Source organism: Pseudomonas californiensis, assembly GCF_021147775.1.
GTDB lineage: Bacteria > Pseudomonadota > Gammaproteobacteria > Pseudomonadales > Pseudomonadaceae > Aquipseudomonas > Aquipseudomonas californiensis.
This window is the reverse complement of record NZ_JAGTPK010000003.1, coordinates 249087-272958: the sequence shown is the minus strand read 5'-3', so window position 1 is coordinate 272958 and position 23872 is coordinate 249087. Positions and strand designations below refer to the sequence as shown.

Below are 23872 nucleotides of genomic sequence, written 5' to 3'. Positions count from 1 at the left end.
AAGGTCATCACTGAAAAGACTGTAACAAAATTCCTACGACTTATAAGGCGCCGCTGAAAAGCAGAAAAGCCCCACTGGGGCTTTCCTGCAAGCGGACTGCCACGGGCAGCGCTCATGTATTCAAAACGATACCGTTTCGGGTATCAGCGAACCCCTTCCTGACGCAATGCGTTCGGCGTGAAATCACTGGTACCTGCGGTGAAACCGAACTCGTAGGCGCGCTTCTCTTCGTTCTTCATGCCAAGCGCCACATAACGGCCTGACTGCAGGTCATACAAGGTTTCGATGGAGTACCACGGCACTTGCTTGTCGTAGTAGTTTTCAGCATGCGCCTCGGCTACACGCCACAGTTGGCCACGACCGTCGTAATGGTCGATGACCGCCGCCTGCCAGGTGTCTTCATCGATGAAGAAGTCACGCTTGGCATAGATGTGACGCTGACCTTCCTTCAAGGTAGCGGTGACGTGCCAGACACGACGCAGCTCATAGCGTGTCAGGTCCTGGTTGATGTGACCGGCCTTGATGATATCGGCGTACTTGAGCGTCGTATCGTCCAGCTTGTGGCTGTTGGCAGCGATGTACATTTCCTGCTTGCCGATCAACTTCCAGTCATAGCGATCCGGCGCACCGTTGAACATGTCCAGGTTATCGGAGGTACGCAGACCATCCGACGCGGTACCCGGACCGTCATACGCCACTTGTGGCGCACGACGCACACGGCGCTGGCCTGCGTTGTACAGCCAGGCGGAACGGGGCTCTTTCACCTGATCGAGGGTTTCGTGCACCAGCAACACGCTGCCCGCCAGACGCGCCGGGGCGGTCACTTCCTGCTTGAAGTAGAACAGCACGTTGCCCGGGTTCTTCGGGTCGAAATCCTTCATCTTGTCGCGGAAGACAAACTGGTCGGCAAAATACACCAGGCTGTAGGAACCGTTGGGCTGCGGAGTGGCCTGGGTGACCAGACGTCTCACGCTGCCGCCACGATAGCGAGTGATGTGGTTCCAGATGACTTCCACACCGCTGGACGGAATCGGAAACGGAATGGCGTTCTCGAAGTTCTCAAGCCCACTGCCGCCACCGACCAGTTTGGTGGTCGTCGCGTTTTTCTTGATGGATGCATACACGTCATCCGGCACCGTCGCACCGCGATGGGACGGGTAAACCGGGAGTCGGTAGCTGTCCGGATAGCGCTTGAACATCGCGTACTGGCCAGGCGCGAGCTTGTCCTTGTACTGCTCGACGTTCGCCGCCGTGATGGTGAACAGTGGTTTTTCGCTGGCGTACGGGTTGGCAAGGAAACCCTTGCTGTCGACTGCGCCGGCGTTTTTCGGCATCGGACTCCAGGCAGGAATCGTATTGGCCGCGTTACCCGCTTTCTCCGCCCCCATTGGCGTCAGCGATGTTCCCAGTTTTGCCGCTTCGGACTCAGACACCGCAGCCATCACACCGGTCGCCAACAATGACAGCCCCAGCACTCCGGCTTGCAACAGACCCTTTGTTATTTTCATTTTCATAGTCATCCCGAAAAAACCGTGTTCTTAGAAGTTCATGCCAAAGCTGAGCGCCACAAAATCCCGGTCATCAACCGTGGTGTACTTCCCATCAAAGAAGTTGGTGTACGAAAGGCCTGCGGTGTAGGTGTTCTGGTATTCGGCATCGAGCCCGAGGCTGACCGCCTTGCGGCCTTCTTCAAAGTTGCCGCCAGGGCCCGGCGAGTAGCCTTTGACGTCATGCGACCAGGCCACGCTCGGACGCAGGTTCACCCCGGCGAAGAAGCTGTTGTAGTCCCAGATTGCGCGGGCACGGTAGCCCCACGAGTTGGCGGTGGTGAAACCGTCGTTCTCGCAGTAACGGGTCAGGTTGTTCTGATCCGCGCCTGTCAGCGTACCGGCGTTGAGTGCCGCACACTGGCCAGCCGGCAATGGGCCTGGACCGTAGACCGGGTCGCGGCCGTAACGGATTTTCGAGGTGCTTTCCAGCCCGCCCACGTGGGTGAAGCCCACTTCACCCACCAGTGTCAGGCGTTCTGCGCCCATGACCTGATCGAAGAACTGCGTGAAGGTGGTTTGCAGCTGGGTGATTTCCTTGCGGCGATAGCCCGGCTGATCGGTATTGGGCTGACCGCTCAACAGCGATACGTTGGGGTTGAGTGGAGAAATGCCCGAGTAAAGGATGTCGGTGGTGTTGACCTGTACCGGCGCATTCGGACGGTAGCTGATCTCGCCGCTCCACGCGGTGCCGGTAGGCAACGTGGTAGAGAAGCTCAGACCGTACAGGCGGATGTCTTCAGGGTACTCGACGTAATAGCTGGAGTTGCCTGCGACCACGACTGGCAGCAAGGTCGGCGCCAATGCGGTGGCCGTGGCGGCTGGCAGACCGTTGCGCACCAGCGAACCCACCAGCCCGGCCGGGCTGAACGATGCAGCAGAACCGCCACGACCGCTGAAGATCGGCGCACGGCTGTGATAATTCATCATGTAAGCGCCGAACTCGGTGTCCAGCGGTTCGAAGTTGTAACGCAACGCAAAGCCGAACTGGCCGCTGTCGCGTGCATCGCGGTCAGGGCCGCGGCGAACCACAGCGCCCTCGTCAGGGTTGCCGAACACGACGCCCTGCTGAGACAGCGAGTTGAAAACAGCGCCACGCGCTGCAGCGGGCAGACCGGCAGCAGTCAGCGAACTGTTCAGCCCGCTGCGGCTGCGCAGGACCGCAAGGTTGTTGTTGCAACCGTCAGCAATCACGTCGGGCTGGGAGAAGAAGGTGCCGCAGTTGTCGACAACCGTCTGATCCCATTCCAGCTGGTAGAAACCTTCTGCAGACAGATTATCGGTCAGGCTCTGCGACAGGTAGAACATGTTGACCGGGATCAGGCCTTCCTTGATTTCGGAACCAGGACGGCGGAACGCGGAGACATCGACGGGGTTGATGCTGTTGATACCGCCGTTGATGAAGGTACTTTCACCCCAACTGACAACCTGTTTACCGAAACGCACGGAACCCGGCTGATCAGCGATCGAATAGTTGTGATACACGAAGGCGTCGAGTAACTGGAACCCGGAAGACTTGGCGCCTTCCTTGCGATTGGAGTCGCTGATGTCCTTGAACTCACGGCCTTCATCCTTGAGTTCGAAGTCGTACCAATACTTGCCACGCACGAACACGCCGGTGTCGCCGTATTTGAGTTCGAGGTCATGAATGCCCTTGAAGATCTTCGAGAACGTCTCCCCACGCTTGAAGTTCAAGTGGCCGTCATCAGACGTCTGCGACAGACCGCGGCCACCGTTGTTGGCCCCGATCAGGTTTTTATTGGCGTTTTCGGTCGACCAACTGGCACCGACCGAGAGCGAGGAGTCGAAACTGCCTTCGATTTCTCCGATGTTGAATGAGACGCCGAAAGCAGGACCGGCGAGCGAAGAGGCAAGGCTGACAGCCAGAGGCAATTTAGCCCGGCGCCAGAATGGGTTGGTTGTTGTCATCGACGCTACTCCATGTGCTTTTATTGTTATGGCAGTGGGAACTTCCAAAAGCGACTCAGCCATCGAATCAACAAACTGACTGTCAACATTCATCAGGCAGCCCAAGTGGCTACAACACAAAATGTAAGGTTCCGCGATTGCTCATTCCCTGTGCCGACTATATCCAGCAGGCGCTGATGCTTGATCCCTCTAAAGTGTGATTTGCAGCACCAACGCCTCTGGCCCGGCTGTTCCCGACGGGCCTGGAGGGGAGAATGGCTTAAATTGCGGATTTGGCAAGTTGATGAGGGGCTTGAATACAGATCTCGTGAGCCATGTCAGTCGTGACATGGCTCACAGCCGCATCAGAGTGTCGAAAGAAAAGCGCTGTTGCTGCTCTGCCATTCGACAATGTCCAGCCGCATGCGCTTCTTGTCGAGCTTGCCGACACTGGTCTTGGGAATTTCAGTAACAAGCGCGATCTGGCTCGGAATGGCCCACTTGTTGATATGCCCTTGCTCGACAAACGGCTTGAGGTGTTCCTTCAATGCCTTGGCATCAAGCTCCTGCCCTTCGTGAATCACCAGCAAGGCAAAGGGACGCTCGCCCCACTGCGGGTCGGCGATACCGACTACGGCCACTTCGCGTACGGCCGGGTGCCGACTGCACAGGTCCTCAAGTTCAAGCGAGGAAATCCATTCACCCCCGGTCTTGATCACATCCTTGATGCGGTCGCGAATATCGATGAACCCCATACTGTCCAGGGTCGCGACATCTCCCGTGTGCAACCAGCCACCCGCCCACAGCTCGGCACCTTTTTCAGGTTCGCGAAAATAGCTCTCACTCAGCCATGGCGCACGCAACACCAGCTCACCCTGAGTCTCGCCATCGGCGGGGAGGAAATTGCCTTCACCATCGACGATGGCGGCGTCAACCAGCATGCCAGGCACGCCGGCCTTGATTCGATAGGTGATGCGCTCGTCGTCACTGCCGGCTTTCAGCTCTTCGTTGATGTGCGCGACCGAAATGAGCGGTCCGGTTTCGGACATGCCGTAGGCAGCGGTGAGCTGAATACCCTTCGATTTTGCGGCCTGATACAGGCTGCGCGTCAGCGAGCTGACCCCGATGATGATTTTCCAGCCGCCGAAATCCGTGTCCTTGGCAGCTTTTGCACCCAGGAGCATTTGCATGATGGTGGGCACGCAGTGGGAGAAGGTGACTTTCTCCTTGCGCCATAACTCCACCAGCAGTTCCGGGTCGTAGCGGCCTGGGTAAACCTGCTTGAGCCCCAGCATGGTCGCCGCGTACGGAATGCCCCAGGCGTGAACGTGGAACATCGGTGTGATGGGCATGTACACGTCATCGGTGCCCAACAGACGGGTACTGTCGATACACCCCATGATGGTCGCGACCCCCATGGTGTGTAGCACCAACTGGCGGTGGGTGAAATAAATCCCTTTCGGATTACCCGTCGTGCCTGTGGTGTAAAACGTGGTTGCGACCGAATTCTCGTCGAAGTCCTCGAACTCGTATTCGGGGCTCGCTGCCGCCAGCAACTGCTCGTACTCACCGACGAGATTGGGAAGATCGGCGGTTTTTTCCGGAAGATCTGTCAGCAACAGCGTTTTTTCGACAGTGGTCAGATGCCCGGCAATGGCGTTGTACAAGCCTGCGAATTCACTGTTGACCAATACGAAGCGGTCATCGGCATGGTTGATGGTGTAGGCAATCTGCTCTGGCGAGAGGCGTACGTTGACCGTGTGAATCACGGCTCCGATCATCGGGATCGCGAACATGCATTCCAGGTATCGGTGGCTGTCCCAATCCATGACCGCAACCGTATCGCCAGCCTTGACGCCTGCAGCCGTCAGCACATTGGCCAAACGGCAAATGCGCTCGTTGAGTGTCAGGTAGGTATAGCGAACAGAATCGCGATAAACGATTTCACGCGTTTTTTCGTAACGGCTTCCAGACATCAATAGCCGTTTTATCAACAAAGGGTACTGATAAGCGCCATCGGCTGGCGGAAGAACGCGAGTCTGTAACATATGAGTCCCTTTTCAAAGTTCACAGGCCAAGCCTGAAATATGGACTCTAGAGCGCTCTCTCGCCAGCCAAATCAGCCGAAGGAATGATTTCGTCAGGTGGCGGTTGGCTACCCTCCTCGTAGCGAATGGGCCAACGACACGCCACGATCAGTGCTCCCGCTGGTGTTGTCTTACCGGATTTCGGTCAGCGCAAGCTTGAGCCCAAGCGCAATCAGCACGCCGCCCATGGCGCGGTCGAACCAGTGGCCCAGGCGTGCGAATCCAGCACGCACTCGCGCCTGGCTGAACAAACGGGCGATCAGGCAGAACCAGACTGCCGTGGCCACCGCCAGGTAAACGCCATAACCGCCCTGCACCAACAGAGGGGTATGCGGGTTGATCACGACGGTGAACAACGAAAGGAAGAACAGCGTTGCTTTGGGGTTCAGCCCATTGGTCACGAAACCGCTTACGTAGGCGCCTCGTGCCGTCCGCTCGCCTACGGGAGCGCTGACGGCCTCGTCCGACACCACGGCTGGCTTGGCGCGCAGGGCCTTGATGCCGATGTAGAACAGGTACGCGGCGGCTGCCCACTTCAAGGCGTTGAACAGCACGATGGACTGGGACACGATGATGCCGATCCCCAGCAGCGAATAGCCCACATGCACGAAAATGGCCGAACCGACGCCCAGTGCGGCCCATGTTCCGGCCTTGCGACCATGGGTAACACTTTCACGTACCACAACGGCGAAATCCGGCCCTGGACTGGCGACAGCCAGCAAGTGGATCAATGCAACGGTAAGAAACTCGGCCCAGTACATGGGATCTCCTGAAATGTTGGCAAGCTTTTGCTCTGGTAGGCTCGTCACACTACGCTTTTCATTTTCTTCGTAAAGGTACAGCTATGAGCAATCCTGGCAGAGCAGTCTTTCTGGATCACACTTCTCTCGATCTGGGCGACCTGGATCTTGGGTCGTTGCGCGAAAGCTTCGGTGAATTGCAGCTGTATGCCAGCACTGCGCCCGAACAGGTGGCCGAAAGGCTTCAGCACGCGCAGGTGGCGATCAGCAACAAGGTCCTGATCGATGCCAGCACGTTTGCAGCCTGCCCCGAGCTGCGGCTGGTGCTGGTGACAGCCACCGGCACCAACAACGTCGATCTGGTCGCGGCACGCGAGCACGGCGTTACAGTGTGCAACTGTCAGGGCTACGGCACGCCTTCAGTTGCCCAGCACACGTTGTTATTACTGCTGGCACTGGCCACGCGCCTGCCGGACTACCAAAACGCAGTGCAGCAAGGTCTGTGGCAGAAATCGAAACAGTTCTGCCTGCTGGACTTCCCCATTGTCGAGCTGGAAGGCAAGACGCTGGGTCTGCTGGGGCATGGCGAGCTGGGCAGCGCAGTGGCAAAACTCGCCGAGGCATTCGGCATGCACGTCTTGTTGGGGCACATCCCTGGAAGGCCGGAGCGCGCCGACCGCCTGCCCTTGGCGCAACTGCTACCGCAAGTCGATGCACTGACGCTGCATTGCCCGCTCAATGAAAGCACTCGGGACATGATCGGCGCCCATGAACTGAGCCTCATGAAGCCGCAGGCATTCATCGTCAATACCGCACGCGGCGGGCTGATCAATGAGCAGGCGCTGGCTGACGCACTGCGTAATGGCCACTTGGGCGGTGCTGCTTCGGATGTATTGACGGTCGAGCCTCCAGTGGCGGGCAACCCATTACTGGCGGGCGACATACCCCGGCTGATCATTACCCCGCACAGTGCCTGGGGTGCCAAGGAAGCTCGCCAACGCATCGTCAGTCAGGTCACCGAGAATGCTCAAGCGTTCTTCGCAGGCAAGCCGCTGCGCGTCGTGAGTTGAGCCGCGAGAAACAGCGCACACCTGATCGTTGCGAAAATGATCTGCGTCATTGCTGTTAAACTCTGCGTTTTTTCAGGAGCCATTCCATGGACCCGCGCAGTGAAGTGTTACTCCGTCAGGCCGAGCTGTTTCAGGGCTCGTTGTTGTTGGTCGGACTGCCCGCCGATGACCTGCTCGGAAAACTGCCAGAGGCTCATGGGTGGTGCTGGCATGCCGGCGATCAAACGGCGCTGGATGCACGCTTCGCCGGGCGCACGCATTTCGGTGTGAACGCGCCAGAGCAGAGCTTCGACGCCGCCGTGCTGTTCCTGCCCAAGGCACGCGACCTGACCGATTACCTGCTCAACGCCCTGGCTGCCCGGCTGGCGGGTCGCGAGTTATTTCTGGTCGGCGAAAAGCGCGGCGGTATCGAAGCTGCTGCCAAACAACTGAGCCCGTTCGGCCGCGCCCGCAAGCTCGACAGCGCGCGCCATTGCCAACTGTGGCAAGTTACCGTCGAACACGCCCCGCAAGCGGTGGAACTCGAAAGCCTCGCCAAGCCTTATCAGATCGAACTGCAGGACGGCCCTTTGACCGTCATCAGCCTGCCGGGCGTATTCAGCCACGGCCGTCTGGACCGGGGATCGGCGCTGCTGTTGGAGCACATCGACAAGCTGCCAAGCGGTAATCTTCTGGATTTCGGCTGTGGCGCAGGCGTTCTGGGCGCAGCGGTAAAACGTCGCTATCCGCACAATGAAGTGATCATGCTGGACGTCGACGCCTTCGCCACCGCCAGTTCGCGTCTGACACTGGCCGCCAATGGCCTGGAAGCGCAGGTGCTGACGGGTGACGGAATCGACGCCGCGCCGATGAATCTGAACACGATTCTGAGTAATCCGCCCTTCCATGTCGGCGTCCATACTGATTATCTGGCCACCGAGAATTTGCTGCGAAAAGCACGCCAACATCTTAAATCAGGCGGCGAACTGCGCTTGGTTGCCAACAACTTCCTGCGCTATCAACCACTGATCGAAGAACACGTCGGCACGTGTCAGGTACGTGCACAGGGCAATGGCTTCAAGATCTACAGCGCCAAGCGTTCTTGAAAATAAGAGCTTGCCGAAAGGATTCCGCAAGGGCAGAATCCGCTCCGTCCTAGGGGAGTAGTCTCCCACGAGCGCCATGCTCGTCCGGCACGCGTCAACATACTTGGTCCTCAGACCATGGTGCGTGCGACCCAGAATCCGCTCAGACGGATCGGTGGTTTGACCAGACCTATGACACGAACACCTTACCCGGGGCGGGGAGGTCGTACGTGTCATAGCCGTGTCGACCCGCCCCTTAGGAAACCTGATGCTGGAATCACTCTTAGTCCCTACCGCAGTCGTTGCGCTCGCCGAAATCGGTGACAAGACGCAGTTGCTCGCACTCGTGCTTGCTGCACGCTTCCGCAAGCCCTGGCCGATCATCGCGGGTATTGTCGCTGCCACCCTGGCCAACCACGCAGCGGCTGGCGCCGTAGGTGCCTGGTTCAGCAGCTACCTTTCGGATGCGGTCCTGCACTGGATTCTGGCGGCCAGCTTCACCGCTACCGCGCTGTGGACACTGGTCCCGGACAAAATGGACGATGACGACGCGAGCACTGCCCGCAAGTTCGGCCCATTCATGACCACGCTTATCACCTTCTTCATTGCTGAAATCGGCGACAAGACCCAGATCGCTACCGTGATGCTGGCTGCGCAATATTCCTACCTGTGGCTGGTCATTATCGGCACCACCGTGGGCATGCTGATCGCCAACGTGCCGGTGGTTCTGGCGGGTAATTTCGCGGCGGAAAAACTGCCGTTGACACTGATCCGTCGGCTGGCAGCCTGTGCCTTCTTCGTACTGGCGCTGGTTGCGGTGTACAAGGCGATGAAGGTCAGCGGCTGGATCTGATCAAAGGCCAGGGTTCGTTGCGAATGGACACCGCGACGCACACTGGCAACTTGCGTTCATCAGGACTTGGGAGCGCTCTGATACAACGGCATGACTTTGGGAATGGCGGCTTCAAGCGAAGCGATGCGGTTTTGCGAGGCGGGGTGAGTGCTCATGAATTCGGGTGGAGAGCCGCCGTCATTCTGAGACATTTTCTGCCACAGGGTGATGGCTGCGTTAGGGTTGTAGCCCGCACGCGCCGCCAGCTCCAGCCCGAGCAGGTCGGCTTCGTTTTCGTTGCCGCGACTGTTGGGCAGCGTCAGGCTGTAATTGACCACTGTGTCGGCCAACGCCAGGCTGTCCTGACCCAGACCTAAGAGCGCGCCTGCCCCTTGCTTGGCCATCGCCACACCGTAGGCCTTGGACATGGCTTCACGCCCGTGCTCACGCAACGCATGAGCGATCTCGTGCCCCATGACCGCTGCGATCTCGTCATCCGTCAGTTTCAAGGTATCGATCAGGCCGGTGTAGAAAATGATCTTCCCGCCCGGACCGCAATTGGCATTCAGATCATCGCTTTTGATCAGATTCACTTCCCACTGCCACTGGGCCGAGTCAGGCCGTAACTTGGGTGCCTGGGCAATCAACCGGTCCGCAATGGCGTGCACACGCTTCGCATCTGCACTGGTGGTGTCGAGCACGCCTTTGCTGCTCGCCTCACCCACTGTCTGCTGGTAGGACTGCGCATACATCTTGTTCACTTCGTCAGTGGAAAGCATGCTGAACATGTATTGCTTACGTTCGACACCTACCGAGTCGCCGGTCGTGGTATTGACGGCCTGACACCCGCCGAGCAGTAACGCGGCGCCCAGGGCACAGAGGGCAAATGACTGACGCATGGAGATCTCCTTGTTCGTGAGGTGGCCATCCCAGGGGGTGCAGGATCGCTGCGCCAGATACCAGCCAATAGCCATCTTGGGCTTCGTACAAGCAGGATGGTTCCCCAGGTATGTCAGGCTTGTATCAGATGTGCATGAAAGGGGTGACATTTTTTGCTTCGGGCCCACAAGAAGCGATGTCGGTGATGAAGCAGAGCACGCGTGGATGGCTTTTGCTTTGGAGGTGCCGGGATTGGCTTTCTTTGATCCATGTTGTGGATTCTCAGCGAGAATACTGACCCCTTCGTCAGCAAGCTGCCCCCACAGGTAGCGCCCACAGCTGCTCATTTCAACTTGAAAGCGAGGTTCCGGTGGGAGTGAGCCGAGCGGCGTTCCGCTTGCTCGCGAAGAATGATCTGAAGACACCGTATCAACGTCGGATATCCGATCTGTCGCCGCTGCCTTTGATCTTCAACTCAACGGCGTCAGGCACTCGGGGGCATTGAGTTTGGGATCATTGACCAGGTTGGCCAATGGCCTCTCTCTCAGTGCAACCTGAGGGGCTGCCAGCAGCGCTTGCAGGGTCGACAACGGCGTGTCGGCCGACAGCCAGTCTTTCTGCCCTTGGGCGTCGAGTATCAAAGGGCGGCGCTGAGTGGCAGCGGCCTGGGTGACAACAGCCACGCTGAGGTAGGTGTGACCCTGAACCGGATACGCCTCCCAGATCGCTGCAAAGAACAACGCAGCGCCCTCGCCCGGCGTCAACCAGAACGGACGCTTGCGCAGGTTGCCGCGCCATTCATAAAAGCCGTTGGCAGGCAGCAGGCAGCGGCGCTGCTTGAAGGCTTCGCGAAACATGGGTTGCTCGGCCACGGTTTCGGCACGTGCATGAGCGGGCGTTCGGGACAGGTCGGTGAGCCAGGCCGGGGTCAGGCCCCAGCGGGCCCGTACCAGTTCGACATCCCCCTCGCCTTCAGCGGCGCGCATGATCAATACCCAGTCGGCTGGCGAGATATTCCACTGCGCCTGCTGATCAGCCGGGAATCCGGGCAGGGCCGCAAAGGCAGGTGTCCAACGAAACAGGGCATAGCGTCCACACATGAGGGGTAATCGAACTCTTGTTGAAGGTGTTCAGCACACCAGTACATCGGGGAAGCTGTCCGGCTCGTCACCGGACACGGGTGAGGCGGCATTGTACGCAGTGATCAACTCGCGTGCCTGACGGACCTGATCATCCTCCACGGTGAGTGCGAGCAAACCGAGCCCCGGCAACTCACCCATCGCGCCGAGCAGGTCGCGCCCGGCCAGATGCGCCGTAATTCCTTCGCTGGCGAGCATCGCCTGCAACAGCTCACCCTCCATCAGGCTTTCCGGCTCGTAGATTTTCTGCATTACTCGTTCTCGCTGCGCACGTCCAGGTTCCAGCTTTCGCCGTCGGTCTGAAGGTCGAAGATGATCGGGCGGCAACAGACCGGGCAGTCTTCAATGTACTGCTGGTCGCCGCCGGACAAGTCCAGTACAGCTTCCACCGGCTCCCCGCAGTAGGGGCAGTCGTAATCCTGTAATTCCTGCATCGCGGCCTCCGGGACCAGTTGTGCGTATAATTGCCCCATTATCTGGAGACGGCCTCGACAAGCCTGTCCTCTTTTTACCCTATTCGATTACAACAAGAGAGCATGATGGGCGAATTTGATGCCATCCGACCTTACAACGATGCAGAAGTCCCCGCCGTTCTGGCACGTCTGCTGAGCGATAAAGCCTTTCTCGCGATCCTCACCAAGTTCCGCTTCCCTCGTCTGGCAGGTGCATTCGGCTGGTTTCTGCAACCCACACTGGCGCGCAAGCTGCGCCGTGAGTTCGCTGGCATCGACTCGGTTGCCGCGTTGCAGGACAAGGTCGAGTATTACGTCGACCACACCATAGAGCGCGCCACCGATGGCGTGACTTACACCGGGGTCGAACAGCTCAAGTCTGGCTGTGCTTATCTGTTCCTCGCCAATCATCGCGATATCGTGATGGACCCGGCATTCGTCAACTATGCCGTGTATCACGCTGGCCTGCCTACGCCGCGCATTGCCATTGGCGACAACCTGCTGCAAAAGCCTTTCGTCAGCGACCTGATGCGTCTGAACAAGAGTTTCATCGTGCACCGCTCGATCACCGGGCGTCGCGAGAAGATGGCGGCCTATCAGTTGCTCTCGGCGTACATCAATCATTCCATCACTCAGGATTGCCAGTCCATCTGGATCGCTCAGGCCGAGGGCCGTGCCAAGGATGGAGATGACCGCACCGAGTCGGCCATCCTCAAGATGTTTCACATGAGCCGCAAGGAAGAGCCGTTCGGCGACGTGATCCGCTCGCTGAACCTGATCCCGGTGTCCATCAGTTACGAATACGACCCGTGCGACGGCGCCAAGGCCCGCGAGCTTTATATTCGTGCCACCACTGGCGCATACACCAAGACACCGGGCGAGGACGACGTCAGCATCGCGCTCGGTATCACGGGCTACAAAGGCCGTGTGCACGTAAACTTTGCGCCGCCAATCACCGAGCAGTTCGAAGACACCAAGCAATTGGCGATTGAAATGGACCGGCAGATTCTGGGCGGCTATCGCCTGTTCCCGGTGCATTACCTGGCGTATGCACAATGGAGTGAGGCTGACCCGAGCCTTGAGGTTCCAACAGCCAGCGACCTGTTTCCAGCAGACGAACTTTCGCGAGCGCGGGACGAGTGGGAAAGCCGGCTGGCTGGAGCGCCGGCAGAGCATCGTCCCTATCTGGTACAGCAATACGCAACGCCCGTGCGCAACCAGTATCGCGTCAAGGCAGGGCTGGCGCTCTAAGACTTCGGTCCTGCAACGCAGACAGAAACTTCCCGCATTGGTTGCGGGAAGCATCTTGTAAGACAATTCGCTGCCGCTGTCACCTTACCGTAACGCACCCCCTGCATTGTGTGGCTCCTCAAGAAACGGACTTCCCTCTTTTTGGAGCTTGTCATGCTGCACGCAAAAAATCAGGACCGCCTTTATCTGATAGCTCAGAGTGACGAACAGCAGGAGCTGATCGACAGCCTGGCGTTCAACGTTCAAGACCGCCACTGGCTGGTCTACTGTGCGCTGGGTGGACATGTTCACCATGACCTGCCTGACCTCGATCAGGACACCGGCTTCAGCTTTCTGGACCTCTACCAGCAGGCGGCCTGATCAGACACCGTCGCTTGCCGACCGAATCTGGCGTATGAAAAAGCCCGACCCTCTCAACAAGGGCCGGGCTTTTTACAAAGCGCCGTTTACTGCGACAGGGTCGAACCGATGGTCGGGTCCTGGAACACGCGAGTCAGTGCATCGCTCAGGACGTCACTTACCAACTTGGTGTTGGTCTCCTGGTTTGGCGCCATGCCAAAGCGCTGATCCAGCGACGCTGCATAGCGACCGCTGTAATTGCGGCCGTTGTTGCGCACATCGGCACGGAACGTGGAACTGATGGTCGCCTCGGTCACGTACAGACCTTCCTTGGGCGATTGGTATTTAAGGTCTGCCAGCGTGACCGTCAATTGAGGCGCACTGCCGTTCTGGGTAGGCGTGAAGCCCAGCAGACGCACAGCGGCTTCGGCCTGGGCCTGCAGCTTGGGTACGACATCGTTGCTGCTGACGCTGATAGCGCTGGTTTCAGGGTACATACCGCCACGCGTCCCGAGTGTCGGGCCTGGACGGCCATCAACCACACGCACGACTACAGGCTGACCACGTCCGACAGGCGCGAGCTGAGCGTTCAGCTTGGGTTGTGGACTGAGTTGTTGCGGACTGTGGGCACAGCCCACCAGGGTCAAACTGCTTACAGCAAGCAAACCGAACAAAAGGCGACGCAGCATGCTCATCTCTCCATGGGCCAGGCACTGAATGTGCCGCAGTATAGCGGCGGGCAACCCCCACTCACCAGTGCCCGCCCACCGGTAAGGCTCGGACTGTCGAAAAGCGCCGATGGTTCAGGCGCCGGATGTAATCACCCCGTCACATCAAGCCGCCAGACTTGCTTTCATTGCCACGAGGCAAGCCATACAAGCCGCACGATCAAACGAGGAGCCGCGCCATGAATCTTTTCTGGTCTCTGTTCACTGCACGTCGCCAGCATCGTCACTACGCCCGCGTGGAAAACACCGGCGTCTGCCGTGCATTCAAGCACTGCGCCGAGCGTCCCCTGGGCAATGAATGGGTCGAAGTCGCCGAACCCCGTCATACCTGGCTGAACCAGCCACTGCCCGCCAGCGCCCGTGTTGCACCGCGCAACGTGCGTTCGACAGGTCGCCAATTGCTCACCGCATGACCCGATACCGAATAAAAGTCAGTTAGACCGATCAATTCCTGTCGTTTCATCGCTATAATCTTCCCCCGATTATAAGGACGTCTCCTGATCGGGCCTCGCAGCATCGCTAATCACCGTATTAGCTCCTCCGTACCGCCCACAGAGAGCCGCCCACACAGGTCATTTGCGCACGAGTGTGCTTGATGAACCGTGCAGATTGGCTCGAATCATTTCGAACCTTTCTGCTCAGTCAGCGCCTCACTCTGTATGCAACCGATCTGCCAGAGCTGCTATCGCAGCCATTTTGAGGTTTGGTTCACGTTTCCAAAAGAACGTGAAAAACGGTTTCACAACTTCACAAGAGTGTGGCGAGCAAATGAATAGGTACGCGTTTGAAATTGCACCATCAGCGTCTGAACCGGCCCTTTTGAACAGGAATGACCGAGACTGCGCCTCCATGACCGGAGCCTGACGCCGGTCGTCGAGTATCGGTGGCTTGCATGACCGATACCTTGACGATGGTCGAATGGCCGAGCGGGCTTGAAAATGCGTTCATGCTGATCTGATGAACCTTTGCTGAGCCTGACCGGGACCTGCGCGAGAGATGCGAAAAATTGCGAAGAATCGGACAGGCGATCCTGGCCGGGATGCGTCGGGCACAACCTTGAACCTTGAACCTTGCCCCGACCACCTGGCACACAGCCTCAGGATCGTATGCCGTCAATTTGGTGCTGCAGATTTTGGAGACGCGTTAATGGCGCATAACGAAACAGTCGACGTGGTACTGGTTGGAGCGGGCATCATGAGTGCAACGCTGGCCGTACTGCTTAAAGAGCTCGACCCCGGCCTCAAGCTGGAAGTCGTTGAGCTCATGGATTCCGGCGCTGCAGAGAGTTCCAATCCATGGAACAACGCAGGCACCGGCCATGCCGGTCTGTGCGAGCTGAACTACACCCCACCCGCCGCCGATGGCTCCATCGACATCAAAAAAGCGGTGCACATCAATACCCAGTTCGAAGTCTCGAAGCAGTTCTGGGCGTACTTGGCGCGCAAGGGCACCTTCGGCACGGCGAAGTCCTTCATCAATCAGGTTCCGCACCTGAGCTTCGTTCAGGGCGAAAACGGCATCTCGTTCCTCAAGACCCGCTTTGAAGCCATGAGCAAGCACCACGCCTTCGCTTCAATGGAATACACCGAAGACAAGGCCAGGCTCGCCGAGTGGATGCCGCTGATGATGCCTGGGCGTCCGGCTGACGAAAAAATCGCCGCAACGCGCATGATGAATGGCACCGACGTCAACTTCGGCGCACTGACCAATCAGTTGCTCACCCATCTCTCAAGTGCTCCTGATGCAGAGGTCAAATACTGCAAGCGCGTGACCAACCTGACCCGCAAGGGCGCAGGCTGGACCGTAACCATCAAGGACGTGAACAGCGGCGGCACTCGCGAAATCGACGCAAAATTCGTGTTCCTGGGTGCCGGCGGCGCGGCATTGCCGCTGCTGCAGATGTCAGGCATCGAGGAGAGCAAAGGTTTTGGCGGCTTCCCGGTCAGCGGTCAATGGCTGCGCTGCGACAACCCTGAAGTGGTCAAGCACCATCAGGCCAAGGTCTACAGCCAGGCAGCTGTGGGCTCGCCGCCGATGTCGGTACCGCACCTGGACACTCGCGTCGTCGATGGCAATAAATCCCTGCTGTTCGGGCCCTACGCCGGCTTCACCACCAAGTTCCTGAAACACGGTTCGTTTCTGGACCTGCCGCTGTCGGTACGCGTTGCCAACATCAAGCCGATGCTGGCCGTTGCTCGCGACAACATGGACCTGACCAAATACCTGGTCAGCGAAGTGATGCAATCGATGGAACAGCGTCTGGAATCGCTGCGCCGCTTCTACCCTGAAGCCAAGGCCGAAGACTGGCGTCTGGAAGTGGCCGGTCAGCGCGTGCAGATCATCAAAAAAGACGCCAAAAAAGGCGGCGTTCTGCAATTCGGTACTGAACTGGTATCAGCACAGGATGGCTCGCTGGCCGCCCTGCTCGGCGCGTCACCGGGTGCGTCGGTGACGGTATCGATCATGCTGGAACTGATCGAACGCTGCTTCCCGGAAAAGACCCGCACCGAATGGGCTGCCAAGCTCAACGAGATCTTCCCGGCACGGGAACAGGCACTGGGTACCGATGCGCAGCTGTATGAGCGCGTCAGCAGCCAGAGCGATGAAAGCCTGGACCTGGCCGCGAAGACCAGTCAGGCCCACAGCTTCGCCTGATGTAAACCGAGCGTCATGAAAAAACCCCGTGATCTCTTGCGAGCCACGGGGTTTTTCTTTATCGGTCTTGCTTAAAGGCTTTTGGACAAGACTGCGATGTGCTCGGGTCCGATCCCGCAGCAGCCACCAATATGCGTCGCACCGCGTTTGACCCAGTCCGCAGCCCACTGCTTGTAGCCTTGTGGGTCGAGGTCTTCACGCAATTCATCCAGACCGTCGTTGGCCTTGGCGTCCTTGGGTTGAGGTGGAAACGCGTTGGCATATGCACCGATGCCGATGTCGACATTCAGCGACTCGAACACCTTGCGCGCCACATCGATGGCGCCGCCGATGACTTCCGGCTGACTGCAATTGAACAGCAAGGTCGCAACACCCATTTCAGCCGCCGCCCCGGCGGCATCGGCTACTGGCTCACCAGAGCGCAGACGCGGCACTTCGTCGGTGTCTTCATCCTGAAGCGTGAAGGAGAGCCAGAACGGCTTGCCGTCGGCAGGCAGACCGGCGCGAATGGTCTGCGCCTCCAGGATGCAACTCTGCGTTTCCGCCAGCCACAGGTCGACGTAGGGTGCCAGCCCGGCAACCAGAGGCCGCAACACATCGGCGGCGAGTTCCGGCTTGTACAGATCAGGACGGTAGGAGCCGAACAGTGGGGGGATCGAGCCTGCCACTCGGGCACGCCCGCCCGAGGCGTCGGCCGACGTGCGCGCCAATTGCCCGGCCAACGCGGCCAGCGCCTGACCTTCACGGGCAAAACGTTCTTCGCCAATGTGGAACGGAACCACAGCATAACTGTTACTGGTGATCACCTGTGCGCCACTCTCGATGTAGGCCGCGTGCACGTCGCTGACCGCTTCAGGGGCTTCGCTCAAGGCCAGGGCCGACCACTCAGGCTGACGGAAAGGTGCGCCGCGACGTTGCAGTTCGCGGCCCATGCCGCCATCGAGAATTACAGTTGAGCCTTGGGACATAGTTGATCTACTTATATGTATATGAAAAAAACTCATTATGAGTCAGTCATGTATAACGTATTTAATACGGCACTTTCATCAAACTACAAATACTTTCTCAGGGGATATCTTTGAAACTTAGCGCTCTGTTGGGCATTGGCCTGGTCACTCTGGCTGCCTCCACTCAAGCCCTGGCCGGCGCCACGCTGGATCGCGTGCAGAAAAACAAAGAGCTGGTCAACGTCCTCATGGAAAGTTACCCGCCCTTCTCTTTTCTGAATGACAAGAACGAACTCGACGGCTTCGACGTGGACGTTGCCAAGGCCGTGGCGCAGAAGCTGGGCGTCAAGTTGCGCCTGGAAACGCCGTCCTGGGATGTGATCGCTGCAGGCCGCTGGAGCGGTCGCTACGACATCTGCGTCTGCTCGATGACCCCAAGCAAGGCGCGGGCAGAAGTGTTCAATTTCCCGGTCGAGTACTACGCTTCACCTGCCGTGATCGTGGTCAATGCCAAGGATGACCGCATTCATTCCGCCAAGGACCTGAGCAACAAGAAGGTCGGCCTGACCAGCGCGTCCAGCTACGAAAGTTATCTGAACAAGAACCTGGTCATTGAAGGCGCAGAAGACAAGCCGCTGCAATATCCGTTCGAGAACGTGCAGATTGCTCCCTACGACAACGACAACGTCGCGTTCCAGGACCTTGCGCTCGGCGCGGGCGTGCGTCTGGATGCCGTGCTGACCAACCTGGTCACGGCTCAGCCAAGGCTCGATCAGGACAAACGCTTCAAACTGGCGGGCGAATCGCTGTACGAAGAACCCAACTTCGTCGCGATCGAGAAGAACGATGCCGAGTGGGACGCAAAGGTTCGCGAGGTGTTTGCCGAGCTGAAGAAAGACGGCACCCTGAGCAAGCTGTCGCAGAAGTGGATCGGCGCCGACATCAGTAAATGACTTCCTTCGAGCCCCAACGTCCACCGCAGCAGGCCGACCAGGGCCTGCTCAAGCGGGTCTTCGGCTTTCGCGTGAGGCTGTACCTGACCTGGCTGGTCATGTTCGTGTTGTTCGCCGGCTTTTTCCTGAGCTTTGATCTGAAGCTCTCGATCATTCTGGACAAGCTGCCCAACCTGATCGGCCTTCATCTGGCGCCCAACGGTTTTCTTCAGGGCGCAGCACTGACGCTGTTTGTGTCGCTGTGTTCGATTGTGGTTTCGGTGGTGCTGGGCTTTGCGACCGCCCTGGCGCGGCTGTCGAGCAGCGCAGTGGCATTTGGCATCGCCAGCTTTTATGCCTCGTTCTTCCGGGGCACACCGCTGCTGATCCAGATCCTGCTGATCTATCTGGGGCTGCCGCAAGTCGGCATCGTGCCCGGCGCCATCATGGCGGGCGTCATTGCCCTGTCGCTCAACTACGGTGCCTACCTGAGCGAAATCTTCAGGTCCGGCATCATCGGCGTTGCTGCCGGCCAGCGTGAAGCGGCACTGGCGCTGGCCTTGCGACCTGCGCAGATCTTCTGGCGTGTCACCCTGCCCCAGGCGATGCGCACGATCATCCCGCCGACCACCAATCAGTTCATTTCCATGCTCAAGGATTCATCACTGATCTCAGTGATGGGTGTCTGGGAAGTGATGTTTCTGGCGCAGTCCTATGGCAGGTCCAGCTACCGATACATCGAGATGCTGACCACCGCTGCGGTGCTTTACTGGATCATGTCGATTGGTCTGGAGCTGTTGCAGTCACGGCTGGAGCGTCACTACGGCAAGGCTTATCAAGCCAGGAAGTGAGCGCTGTAAACCGCTACATTCTGGCGTGGTGTGACCGCAACCGGCGCCTTCGTGAGCATGCGGAGCGCCGCCTGCTCACGAAACCTGAGCATCAGCCGCGAGCTTTTTCGATCAGCTCGATGTATTCATCGGCGTTACGCTGGTCCTTGATCAGGGCAATAAAGTCGTTGCCCTGTTCATCCTTGCCATCGAAGTCATGGCCCGCTTCCTTGAAGAAAACCAGAAAGCGTTCGAAGTCGTTGATACGCAGACCGCGGTAGGCCTTGATCAACTTGTGCAGGGACGGCGAGGTCGCGTCGTGCGGCTCGAAGTCGAGGAACAGCTTGATCTGCTCGTCGCCGATCTCATCCCCAATCAACTGCTTCTTATCTTTACGCATTGCAGACTCCAACTGTCGCAGACACTTTCACGGGCAGGCAGTTTACCTGTCAGCCCGTGCCCGGCTCAATGCGCGCGTGCAGGTGTCGTGTGCAGATCCGCCCAGATATGGCCGTTGGCGTAGCTGAGGAACTGGCAATAGACTTTTTCGTTGCGCAACAGGTCGACCAATATGCGGTATTGCGCCAACGGGTAGTACAGCGTCAGGGTGCGAGTTGCTTCGTCATACGAAGGCTTCTTCAGGCTCTTGTTATCGCCACCGTCAAAATGCACCAGCACTTCGGCGATGGTCGCGCCCTTGTTCAACGACTTGCCCTTGAGGCGCAGCAACAACGGCGAAGTGACCGGAATAGGCTGTTGATTGGACTGTCGCTGATTACCGGCAATGATCGTGTAGTCGGTCACTCGCAACAGCTGTTGCTGCTCAGGCTCGCCAGCACGCAGACTCAGGTCATCCGGCGGCAGGTATTGCTCATGCATGGGCGCTGCCGAGACCGGAGCAGCCAGGGCCAGAACCGATAACAGCACCAGCGCCATTGCGCCGGGAATCAGTCGCTTCATTCAGGACCTCACTCTATACACAATGAAAAATGCCCCTGCTTGATCAGCAGGGGCATTGTCAGGTTGCGTTACATGCCTTTGACGGCGTAGATACCGGCGGCGTTGCGCCAGTAACCTTTGTAATCCATGCCAAAACCGAAAATATAACGGTCGATGCACGGCAGACCTACGTAATCGGCCTTGAGGTCAGGACGCGCCTTGCGGTCGTGGTCCTTGTCGATCAACACCGCTGTGTGCACCGCGCGAGCGCCGGCGTGCTTGCAGAAGTCGATGATCGCGCCCAGTGTGTGGCCTTCATCGAGAATGTCGTCGATGATCAGCACGTCACGGTCGATGAACGAGACTTCAGGCTTGGCTTTCCAGAACAGGTCGCCGCCAGTGGTTTCGTTGCGATAACGGGTCGCGTGCAGATAAGACGCTTCAAGCGGGAAATTCAGGTGAGTCAGCAGTTTGCCCGAGAAAATCAGGCCACCGTTCATCACACAGAACACAACAGGGTTGCGCTCGGCCAGTTCGGCATTGATCTGCGCGCCGACACGGGCGATGGCAGCATCGACTTCGGCCTCTGTGTACAGGCAGTCAGCCTCGCGCATGACTTGACGGATATGCTCGAGATCAGCGGACATGAAGCTCTCCAGGTAGGGGCAGGGTAAGAAAAGCGGGCAAAGGTACGCATCCGTTCGACTCAGAGCAAGCGATTCTGGACTAACGTTGCGAGTGTCTTCGAAAAGCTTCGAACGTCTATCAGTAGGACATTACTGCACGCACCGTAAGACAGTAACAGCTGAATAGATTAATCTAGGCCGTTTTTTTGCCCCCCGCTGGAGCCTTTCCTTATGCCCATTCGTGAGATCCGCCATCCGCTGATCCGCCACAAGCTCGGCCTGATGCGCCGCGCAGACATCAGCACCAAGAATTTCCGTGAGCTGGCTCAGGAAGTCGGCGCTCTGCTTACTTATGAAGCCACAGCTGACCTGACCCTGGAAAACTACGATATCCAGGGCTGGGCCGGCACTGTGTCGGTCGAAAAGATTGCCGGCAAAAAAATTACCGTCGTGCCTATCCTGCGTGCAGGTATCGGCATGCTCGACGGCGTGCTCAGTCTGATTCCCGGCGCCAAGGTCAGCGCAGTGGGCGTGGCTCGCAACGAAGAAACCCTGCAAGCGCACACCTATCTGGAAAAGCTGGTGCCGGAAATCGACGAGCGTCTGGCCATGATCATCGACCCGATGCTGGCCACCGGCAGCTCAATGGTCGCGACCATCGACCTGCTCAAGAAAGCAGGCTGCAAGGAAATCCGCGCCATGGTCCTGGTCGCAGCGCCCGAAGGTATCGCCGCCGTTGAAAAGGCCCACCCGGACGTCATGATCTATACCGCCTCCATCGACGAGCGCTTGAACGAGCACGGCTACATCATTCCGGGCCTGGGCGATGCCGGTGACAAGATTTTTGGCACCAAGCAAAAGGACGCGTAATCCGATGACGCAGCACGAGTTCAACGATCCACTGTGGCGCACGGTTCTGTCCGGTGCGCAAATGCTGTTCGTGGCTTTTGGCGCGCTGGTACTGATGCCGCTGATCACCGGACTCGACCCCAATGTGGCTCTGTTTACCGCTGGCCTGGGCACGCTGCTGTTCCAGATCGTCACTGGCCGTCAGGTGCCGGTCTTTCTGGCTTCAAGCTTTGCTTTTATCACTCCGATCATTCTCGCCAAGGGCCAGTTCGGCCTCGCAGCGACCATGGGCGGCGTGATGGCGGCAGGTTTCGTCTACACCTTCCTGGGTCTTGCGGTAAAAATCAAAGGCACCGGCTTTATCGACCGCCTTCTGCCGCCCGTGGTCATCGGCCCGGTGATCATTTCGATCGGCCTGGCCATGGCGCCGATTGCCGCCAATATGGCGATGGGCAAATCGGGTGATGGCGCACAGCTGATTCCTTACACCACCGCCATGTGGATCTCCATGCCGGCCCTGCTGACGACGCTGATCGTTGCAGTGTTCGGCAAAGGCATCTTCCGCCTCGTGCCGATCATTTCCGGCGTGCTGGTGGGCTTTGCGCTGTCGTTCTACTTCGGCGTGGTCGACACCGCCAAGATCGCCGCCGCCCCGTGGCTGGCCTTGCCGCACTTCACGGCACCGGAATTCAACTGGCAGGCCATTCTGTTCATCGTACCGGTTGCACTTGCACCCGCCATCGAACACATCGGCGGTGTGATTGCGGTCGGCAGCGTGACCGGTCGTGACTACCTGAAAAAACCGGGCCTGCATCGCACGTTGCTCGGTGACGGTATCGCCACCACAGCGGCTGGCCTGTTTGGCGGTCCACCGAACACCACCTACGCCGAAGTGACCGGCGCCGTCATGCTGACCAAGAACTACAACCCGAAGATCATGACCTGGGCGTCGATCTTCGCGATCACTCTGGCGTTCATCGGCAAGTTCGGCGCATTGCTGCAGAGCATCCCCGTACCGGTCATGGGTGGGATTCTGTGCCTGCTGTTCGGTTCGATTGCTGCGGTGGGGATGAACACGCTGATTCGTCACAGGATCGACCTGTCGGAAGCACGCAATCTGGTGATCGTCTCGGTGACGCTGGTGTTCGGCATTGGTGGTGTGTTGATCGGCACCGGCAACGGCCCCGACGACTTCGGCCTCAAGGGCATCGCCCTGTGCGCCGTGACCGCCATCTTCCTCAACCTGATCCTGCCGGGTAACGACAGCTGGAAAAACAAGCAACTGGATGACCAGTTGCCTTGATCCGGCGCTACGCCCACGGGTACTGATTGAAACTTGAAATCAGTACCCGTGGGCGCCACCTTCGGGGGTCAGCCGGGCGGCGTTTCGTTTGCTGAAGAAAGGGCCGGTATGCTCACCGCCCCCCCAAAAACGATCAAAGAAAACCCAGCCCTGCACGCCCAAAACAAACAGCGCTTTTCTCCCCCGATAGCCGCCACACCGCCGAATGCGACGCAAGGTGCAGGCTGAGTTCTGGCGCTGATCCGGGGGGCAATCGGCATGGATGCCGATTGAGCTGCACCGGGCCATGGATGGCCCGTTGCAGCGACCGCCGGATCAGGGTCAGGACGAAGGAATCCGCCGCAGGCGGACCCAACCGGAGCCTGGGGGTTTGCCCACTTTGGCCCCCTCAAAGTGGGTCGCCGAGGGGCGAAAAGGTGACCTGAGTCGAGCGTGCATCCCGTTGAATCCACAGTCCCAAGTGCCTCAAGCAAAGCCATCCAAGCCTTGGAAAACACCTATCCTGACAACGGTATACATATCCAGACGTGGTCTGCGCTGCCAAGAAAGGTTCCGTCCTGACGGCCGGGTCACTTTGTTTCGACAAAGTAACCAAACCATTTGCGCTGACGTCAGGCCCCGGCAAGCCGGGGTTCCCTCATGCAGACATCGTGGAAGGGGCCCGCATTCGGCCTTCCATACGCGCGATTGGCGTCGTCAGTGAGATGGGGGGTTGAAGATCAAGGGCAACGCCGTGGTTAAGTTGATGTTGATGC

General features: G+C 58.6%; 24 protein-coding genes and 1 riboswitch. Of the genes, 11 read left to right on the top strand and 13 right to left on the bottom strand.

Annotated features, from left to right (window positions below; genetic code table 11):
* Positions 1–143: 143 nt before the first annotated feature.
* From KDX37_RS04900 to KDX37_RS04885, 4 genes are all read right to left on the bottom strand, one after another.
* Entirely contained in the window at positions 144–1508 is a 1365-nt protein-coding gene (locus KDX37_RS04900) for a DUF1329 domain-containing protein (RefSeq protein ID WP_231651553.1), read from the bottom strand.
* 30 nt (positions 1509–1538) lie between these two features.
* A complete protein-coding gene (locus KDX37_RS04895) occupies positions 1539–3476 on the bottom strand; it encodes a DUF1302 domain-containing protein (protein WP_231651552.1) in 1938 nt (645 codons plus the stop codon).
* A 344-nt stretch (positions 3477–3820) separates the two neighbouring features.
* Positions 3821–5503: a fatty acid--CoA ligase gene (locus KDX37_RS04890; RefSeq protein WP_231651551.1), complete on the bottom strand. Its 1683-nt coding sequence runs from the start codon at positions 5501–5503 to the stop codon at positions 3821–3823.
* A 170-nt stretch (positions 5504–5673) separates the two neighbouring features.
* Positions 5674–6303, bottom strand: a complete 630-nt coding sequence (locus KDX37_RS04885) for a LysE family translocator (protein WP_231651550.1) — start codon at positions 6301–6303, stop codon at positions 5674–5676.
* Positions 6304–6386: 83 nt separating this feature from the next.
* On the opposite strand from KDX37_RS04885, the gene KDX37_RS04880 reads away from it, so the two are divergent.
* The 3 genes from KDX37_RS04880 (at position 6387) to KDX37_RS04870 (ending at position 9269) form a co-directional block, all read left to right on the top strand.
* Positions 6387–7352 carry a 2-hydroxyacid dehydrogenase gene (locus KDX37_RS04880; protein WP_231651549.1) on the top strand — a complete coding sequence of 322 codons (966 nt, stop codon included), beginning with the start codon at positions 6387–6389 and terminating at the stop codon, positions 7350–7352.
* A gap of 86 nt (positions 7353–7438) precedes the next feature.
* Positions 7439–8437 carry a class I SAM-dependent methyltransferase gene (locus tag KDX37_RS04875; protein WP_231651548.1) on the top strand — a complete coding sequence of 333 codons (999 nt, stop codon included), beginning with the start codon at positions 7439–7441 and terminating at the stop codon, positions 8435–8437.
* Positions 8438–8476: 39 nt separating this feature from the next.
* Positions 8477–8615: riboswitch (yybP-ykoY riboswitch) on the top strand.
* Between the two features lie 69 nt (positions 8616–8684).
* Complete coding sequence (locus tag KDX37_RS04870; protein ID WP_231651547.1) at positions 8685–9269, top strand: TMEM165/GDT1 family protein; 585 nt, start codon at positions 8685–8687, stop codon at positions 9267–9269.
* Positions 9270–9328: 59 nt separating this feature from the next.
* Here KDX37_RS04870 and KDX37_RS04865 read toward each other — a convergent pair whose 3' ends face one another.
* From KDX37_RS04865 to KDX37_RS04850, 4 genes are all read right to left on the bottom strand, one after another.
* On the bottom strand, positions 9329–10147 hold the full coding sequence (locus KDX37_RS04865; protein ID WP_231651546.1) for a M48 family metallopeptidase: 819 nt from the start codon (positions 10145–10147) through the stop codon (positions 9329–9331).
* Between the two features lie 450 nt (positions 10148–10597).
* Entirely contained in the window at positions 10598–11227 is a 630-nt protein-coding gene (locus tag KDX37_RS04860) for an SOS response-associated peptidase (RefSeq protein ID WP_231651545.1), read from the bottom strand.
* 30 nt (positions 11228–11257) lie between these two features.
* Entirely contained in the window at positions 11258–11518 is a 261-nt protein-coding gene (locus KDX37_RS04855; protein WP_231651544.1) for a putative signal transducing protein, read from the bottom strand.
* The gene (locus KDX37_RS04850) at positions 11518–11700 is read right to left on the bottom strand and encodes a CPXCG motif-containing cysteine-rich protein (RefSeq protein ID WP_231651543.1); all 183 of its coding nucleotides are present in this window, start codon (positions 11698–11700) and stop codon (positions 11518–11520) included. Before KDX37_RS04850 ends, KDX37_RS04855 begins: the two co-directional genes overlap by 1 nt.
* Positions 11701–11805: 105 nt before the next feature.
* On the opposite strand from KDX37_RS04850, the gene KDX37_RS04845 reads away from it, so the two are divergent.
* On the top strand, positions 11806–12969 hold the full coding sequence (locus tag KDX37_RS04845; protein WP_231651542.1) for a 1-acyl-sn-glycerol-3-phosphate acyltransferase: 1164 nt from the start codon (positions 11806–11808) through the stop codon (positions 12967–12969).
* Positions 12970–13122: 153 nt separating this feature from the next.
* On the top strand, positions 13123–13329 hold the full coding sequence (locus KDX37_RS04840; RefSeq protein ID WP_231651541.1) for a hypothetical protein: 207 nt from the start codon (positions 13123–13125) through the stop codon (positions 13327–13329).
* Between the two features lie 86 nt (positions 13330–13415).
* Here the strand turns inward: KDX37_RS04840 and KDX37_RS04835 are convergent, their stop codons facing one another.
* Positions 13416–13997: a YajG family lipoprotein gene (locus KDX37_RS04835; RefSeq protein WP_231651540.1), complete on the bottom strand. Its 582-nt coding sequence runs from the start codon at positions 13995–13997 to the stop codon at positions 13416–13418.
* 218 nt (positions 13998–14215) lie between these two features.
* On the opposite strand from KDX37_RS04835, the gene KDX37_RS04830 reads away from it, so the two are divergent.
* Together KDX37_RS04830 and mqo are read left to right on the top strand one after the other, a co-directional pair.
* On the top strand, positions 14216–14449 hold the full coding sequence (locus tag KDX37_RS04830) for a hypothetical protein (RefSeq protein ID WP_231651539.1): 234 nt from the start codon (positions 14216–14218) through the stop codon (positions 14447–14449).
* Positions 14450–15182: 733 nt separating this feature from the next.
* Entirely contained in the window at positions 15183–16691 is a 1509-nt protein-coding gene (gene mqo / locus KDX37_RS04825; RefSeq protein WP_231651538.1) for a malate dehydrogenase (quinone), read from the top strand.
* A gap of 71 nt (positions 16692–16762) precedes the next feature.
* On the opposite strand, the gene KDX37_RS04820 is transcribed toward mqo, so the two are convergent.
* Positions 16763–17659, bottom strand: coding sequence for a homocysteine S-methyltransferase family protein (locus tag KDX37_RS04820; RefSeq protein WP_231651537.1), 897 nt, complete (start codon positions 17657–17659; stop codon positions 16763–16765).
* Between the two features lie 110 nt (positions 17660–17769).
* Between KDX37_RS04820 and KDX37_RS04815 the strand changes: the two genes are divergently transcribed.
* Positions 17770–18591, top strand: coding sequence for an ABC transporter substrate-binding protein (locus KDX37_RS04815; protein WP_231651536.1), 822 nt, complete (start codon positions 17770–17772; stop codon positions 18589–18591).
* A complete protein-coding gene (locus KDX37_RS04810; RefSeq protein WP_231651535.1) occupies positions 18588–19421 on the top strand; it encodes an amino acid ABC transporter permease in 834 nt (277 codons plus the stop codon). The genes KDX37_RS04815 and KDX37_RS04810 overlap by 4 nt, the downstream gene beginning before the upstream one ends.
* Positions 19422–19512: 91 nt before the next feature.
* On the opposite strand, the gene KDX37_RS04805 is transcribed toward KDX37_RS04810, so the two are convergent.
* From KDX37_RS04805 to KDX37_RS04795, 3 genes are all read right to left on the bottom strand, one after another.
* On the bottom strand, positions 19513–19800 hold the full coding sequence (locus tag KDX37_RS04805) for a PA4642 family protein (RefSeq protein ID WP_231651534.1): 288 nt from the start codon (positions 19798–19800) through the stop codon (positions 19513–19515).
* Positions 19801–19865: 65 nt separating this feature from the next.
* Positions 19866–20360 (bottom strand): hypothetical protein, encoded by a 495-nt coding sequence (locus tag KDX37_RS04800; RefSeq protein WP_231651533.1) that lies wholly within the window; start codon positions 20358–20360, stop codon positions 19866–19868.
* Positions 20361–20428: 68 nt separating this feature from the next.
* Entirely contained in the window at positions 20429–20986 is a 558-nt protein-coding gene (locus KDX37_RS04795; RefSeq protein ID WP_231651532.1) for a hypoxanthine-guanine phosphoribosyltransferase, read from the bottom strand.
* Positions 20987–21196: 210 nt separating this feature from the next.
* On the opposite strand from KDX37_RS04795, the gene upp reads away from it, so the two are divergent.
* Both upp and KDX37_RS04785 read left to right on the top strand, forming a co-directional pair.
* On the top strand, positions 21197–21835 hold the full coding sequence (upp, locus tag KDX37_RS04790) for a uracil phosphoribosyltransferase (RefSeq protein WP_002552170.1): 639 nt from the start codon (positions 21197–21199) through the stop codon (positions 21833–21835).
* Between the two features lie 4 nt (positions 21836–21839).
* Positions 21840–23117, top strand: coding sequence for a uracil-xanthine permease family protein (locus KDX37_RS04785; protein WP_231651531.1), 1278 nt, complete (start codon positions 21840–21842; stop codon positions 23115–23117).
* The last annotated feature ends 755 nt before the right edge of the window (positions 23118–23872 follow it).

Coding starts and splice junctions, on each gene's coding strand:
- KDX37_RS04900 (WP_231651553.1), bottom strand. CDS start 1,508: ATGAAAATAACAAAGGGTCTGTTGCAAGCCGGAGTGCTGGGGCTGTCA.
- KDX37_RS04895 (WP_231651552.1), bottom strand. CDS start 3,476: ATGACAACAACCAACCCATTCTGGCGCCGGGCTAAATTGCCTCTGGCT.
- KDX37_RS04890 (WP_231651551.1), bottom strand. CDS start 5,503: ATGTTACAGACTCGCGTTCTTCCGCCAGCCGATGGCGCTTATCAGTAC.
- KDX37_RS04885 (WP_231651550.1), bottom strand. CDS start 6,303: ATGTACTGGGCCGAGTTTCTTACCGTTGCATTGATCCACTTGCTGGCT.
- KDX37_RS04880 (WP_231651549.1), top strand. CDS start 6,387: ATGAGCAATCCTGGCAGAGCAGTCTTTCTGGATCACACTTCTCTCGAT.
- KDX37_RS04875 (WP_231651548.1), top strand. CDS start 7,439: ATGGACCCGCGCAGTGAAGTGTTACTCCGTCAGGCCGAGCTGTTTCAG.
- KDX37_RS04870 (WP_231651547.1), top strand. CDS start 8,685: ATGCTGGAATCACTCTTAGTCCCTACCGCAGTCGTTGCGCTCGCCGAA.
- KDX37_RS04865 (WP_231651546.1), bottom strand. CDS start 10,147: ATGCGTCAGTCATTTGCCCTCTGTGCCCTGGGCGCCGCGTTACTGCTC.
- KDX37_RS04860 (WP_231651545.1), bottom strand. CDS start 11,227: ATGTGTGGACGCTATGCCCTGTTTCGTTGGACACCTGCCTTTGCGGCC.
- KDX37_RS04855 (WP_231651544.1), bottom strand. CDS start 11,518: ATGCAGAAAATCTACGAGCCGGAAAGCCTGATGGAGGGTGAGCTGTTG.
- KDX37_RS04850 (WP_231651543.1), bottom strand. CDS start 11,700: ATGCAGGAATTACAGGATTACGACTGCCCCTACTGCGGGGAGCCGGTG.
- KDX37_RS04845 (WP_231651542.1), top strand. CDS start 11,806: ATGGGCGAATTTGATGCCATCCGACCTTACAACGATGCAGAAGTCCCC.
- KDX37_RS04840 (WP_231651541.1), top strand. CDS start 13,123: ATGCTGCACGCAAAAAATCAGGACCGCCTTTATCTGATAGCTCAGAGT.
- KDX37_RS04835 (WP_231651540.1), bottom strand. CDS start 13,997: ATGCTGCGTCGCCTTTTGTTCGGTTTGCTTGCTGTAAGCAGTTTGACC.
- KDX37_RS04830 (WP_231651539.1), top strand. CDS start 14,216: ATGAATCTTTTCTGGTCTCTGTTCACTGCACGTCGCCAGCATCGTCAC.
- mqo (WP_231651538.1), top strand. CDS start 15,183: ATGGCGCATAACGAAACAGTCGACGTGGTACTGGTTGGAGCGGGCATC.
- KDX37_RS04820 (WP_231651537.1), bottom strand. CDS start 17,659: ATGTCCCAAGGCTCAACTGTAATTCTCGATGGCGGCATGGGCCGCGAA.
- KDX37_RS04810 (WP_231651535.1), top strand. CDS start 18,588: ATGACTTCCTTCGAGCCCCAACGTCCACCGCAGCAGGCCGACCAGGGC.
- KDX37_RS04805 (WP_231651534.1), bottom strand. CDS start 19,800: ATGCGTAAAGATAAGAAGCAGTTGATTGGGGATGAGATCGGCGACGAG.
- KDX37_RS04800 (WP_231651533.1), bottom strand. CDS start 20,360: ATGAAGCGACTGATTCCCGGCGCAATGGCGCTGGTGCTGTTATCGGTT.
- KDX37_RS04795 (WP_231651532.1), bottom strand. CDS start 20,986: ATGTCCGCTGATCTCGAGCATATCCGTCAAGTCATGCGCGAGGCTGAC.
- upp (WP_002552170.1), top strand. CDS start 21,197: ATGCCCATTCGTGAGATCCGCCATCCGCTGATCCGCCACAAGCTCGGC.
- KDX37_RS04785 (WP_231651531.1), top strand. CDS start 21,840: ATGACGCAGCACGAGTTCAACGATCCACTGTGGCGCACGGTTCTGTCC.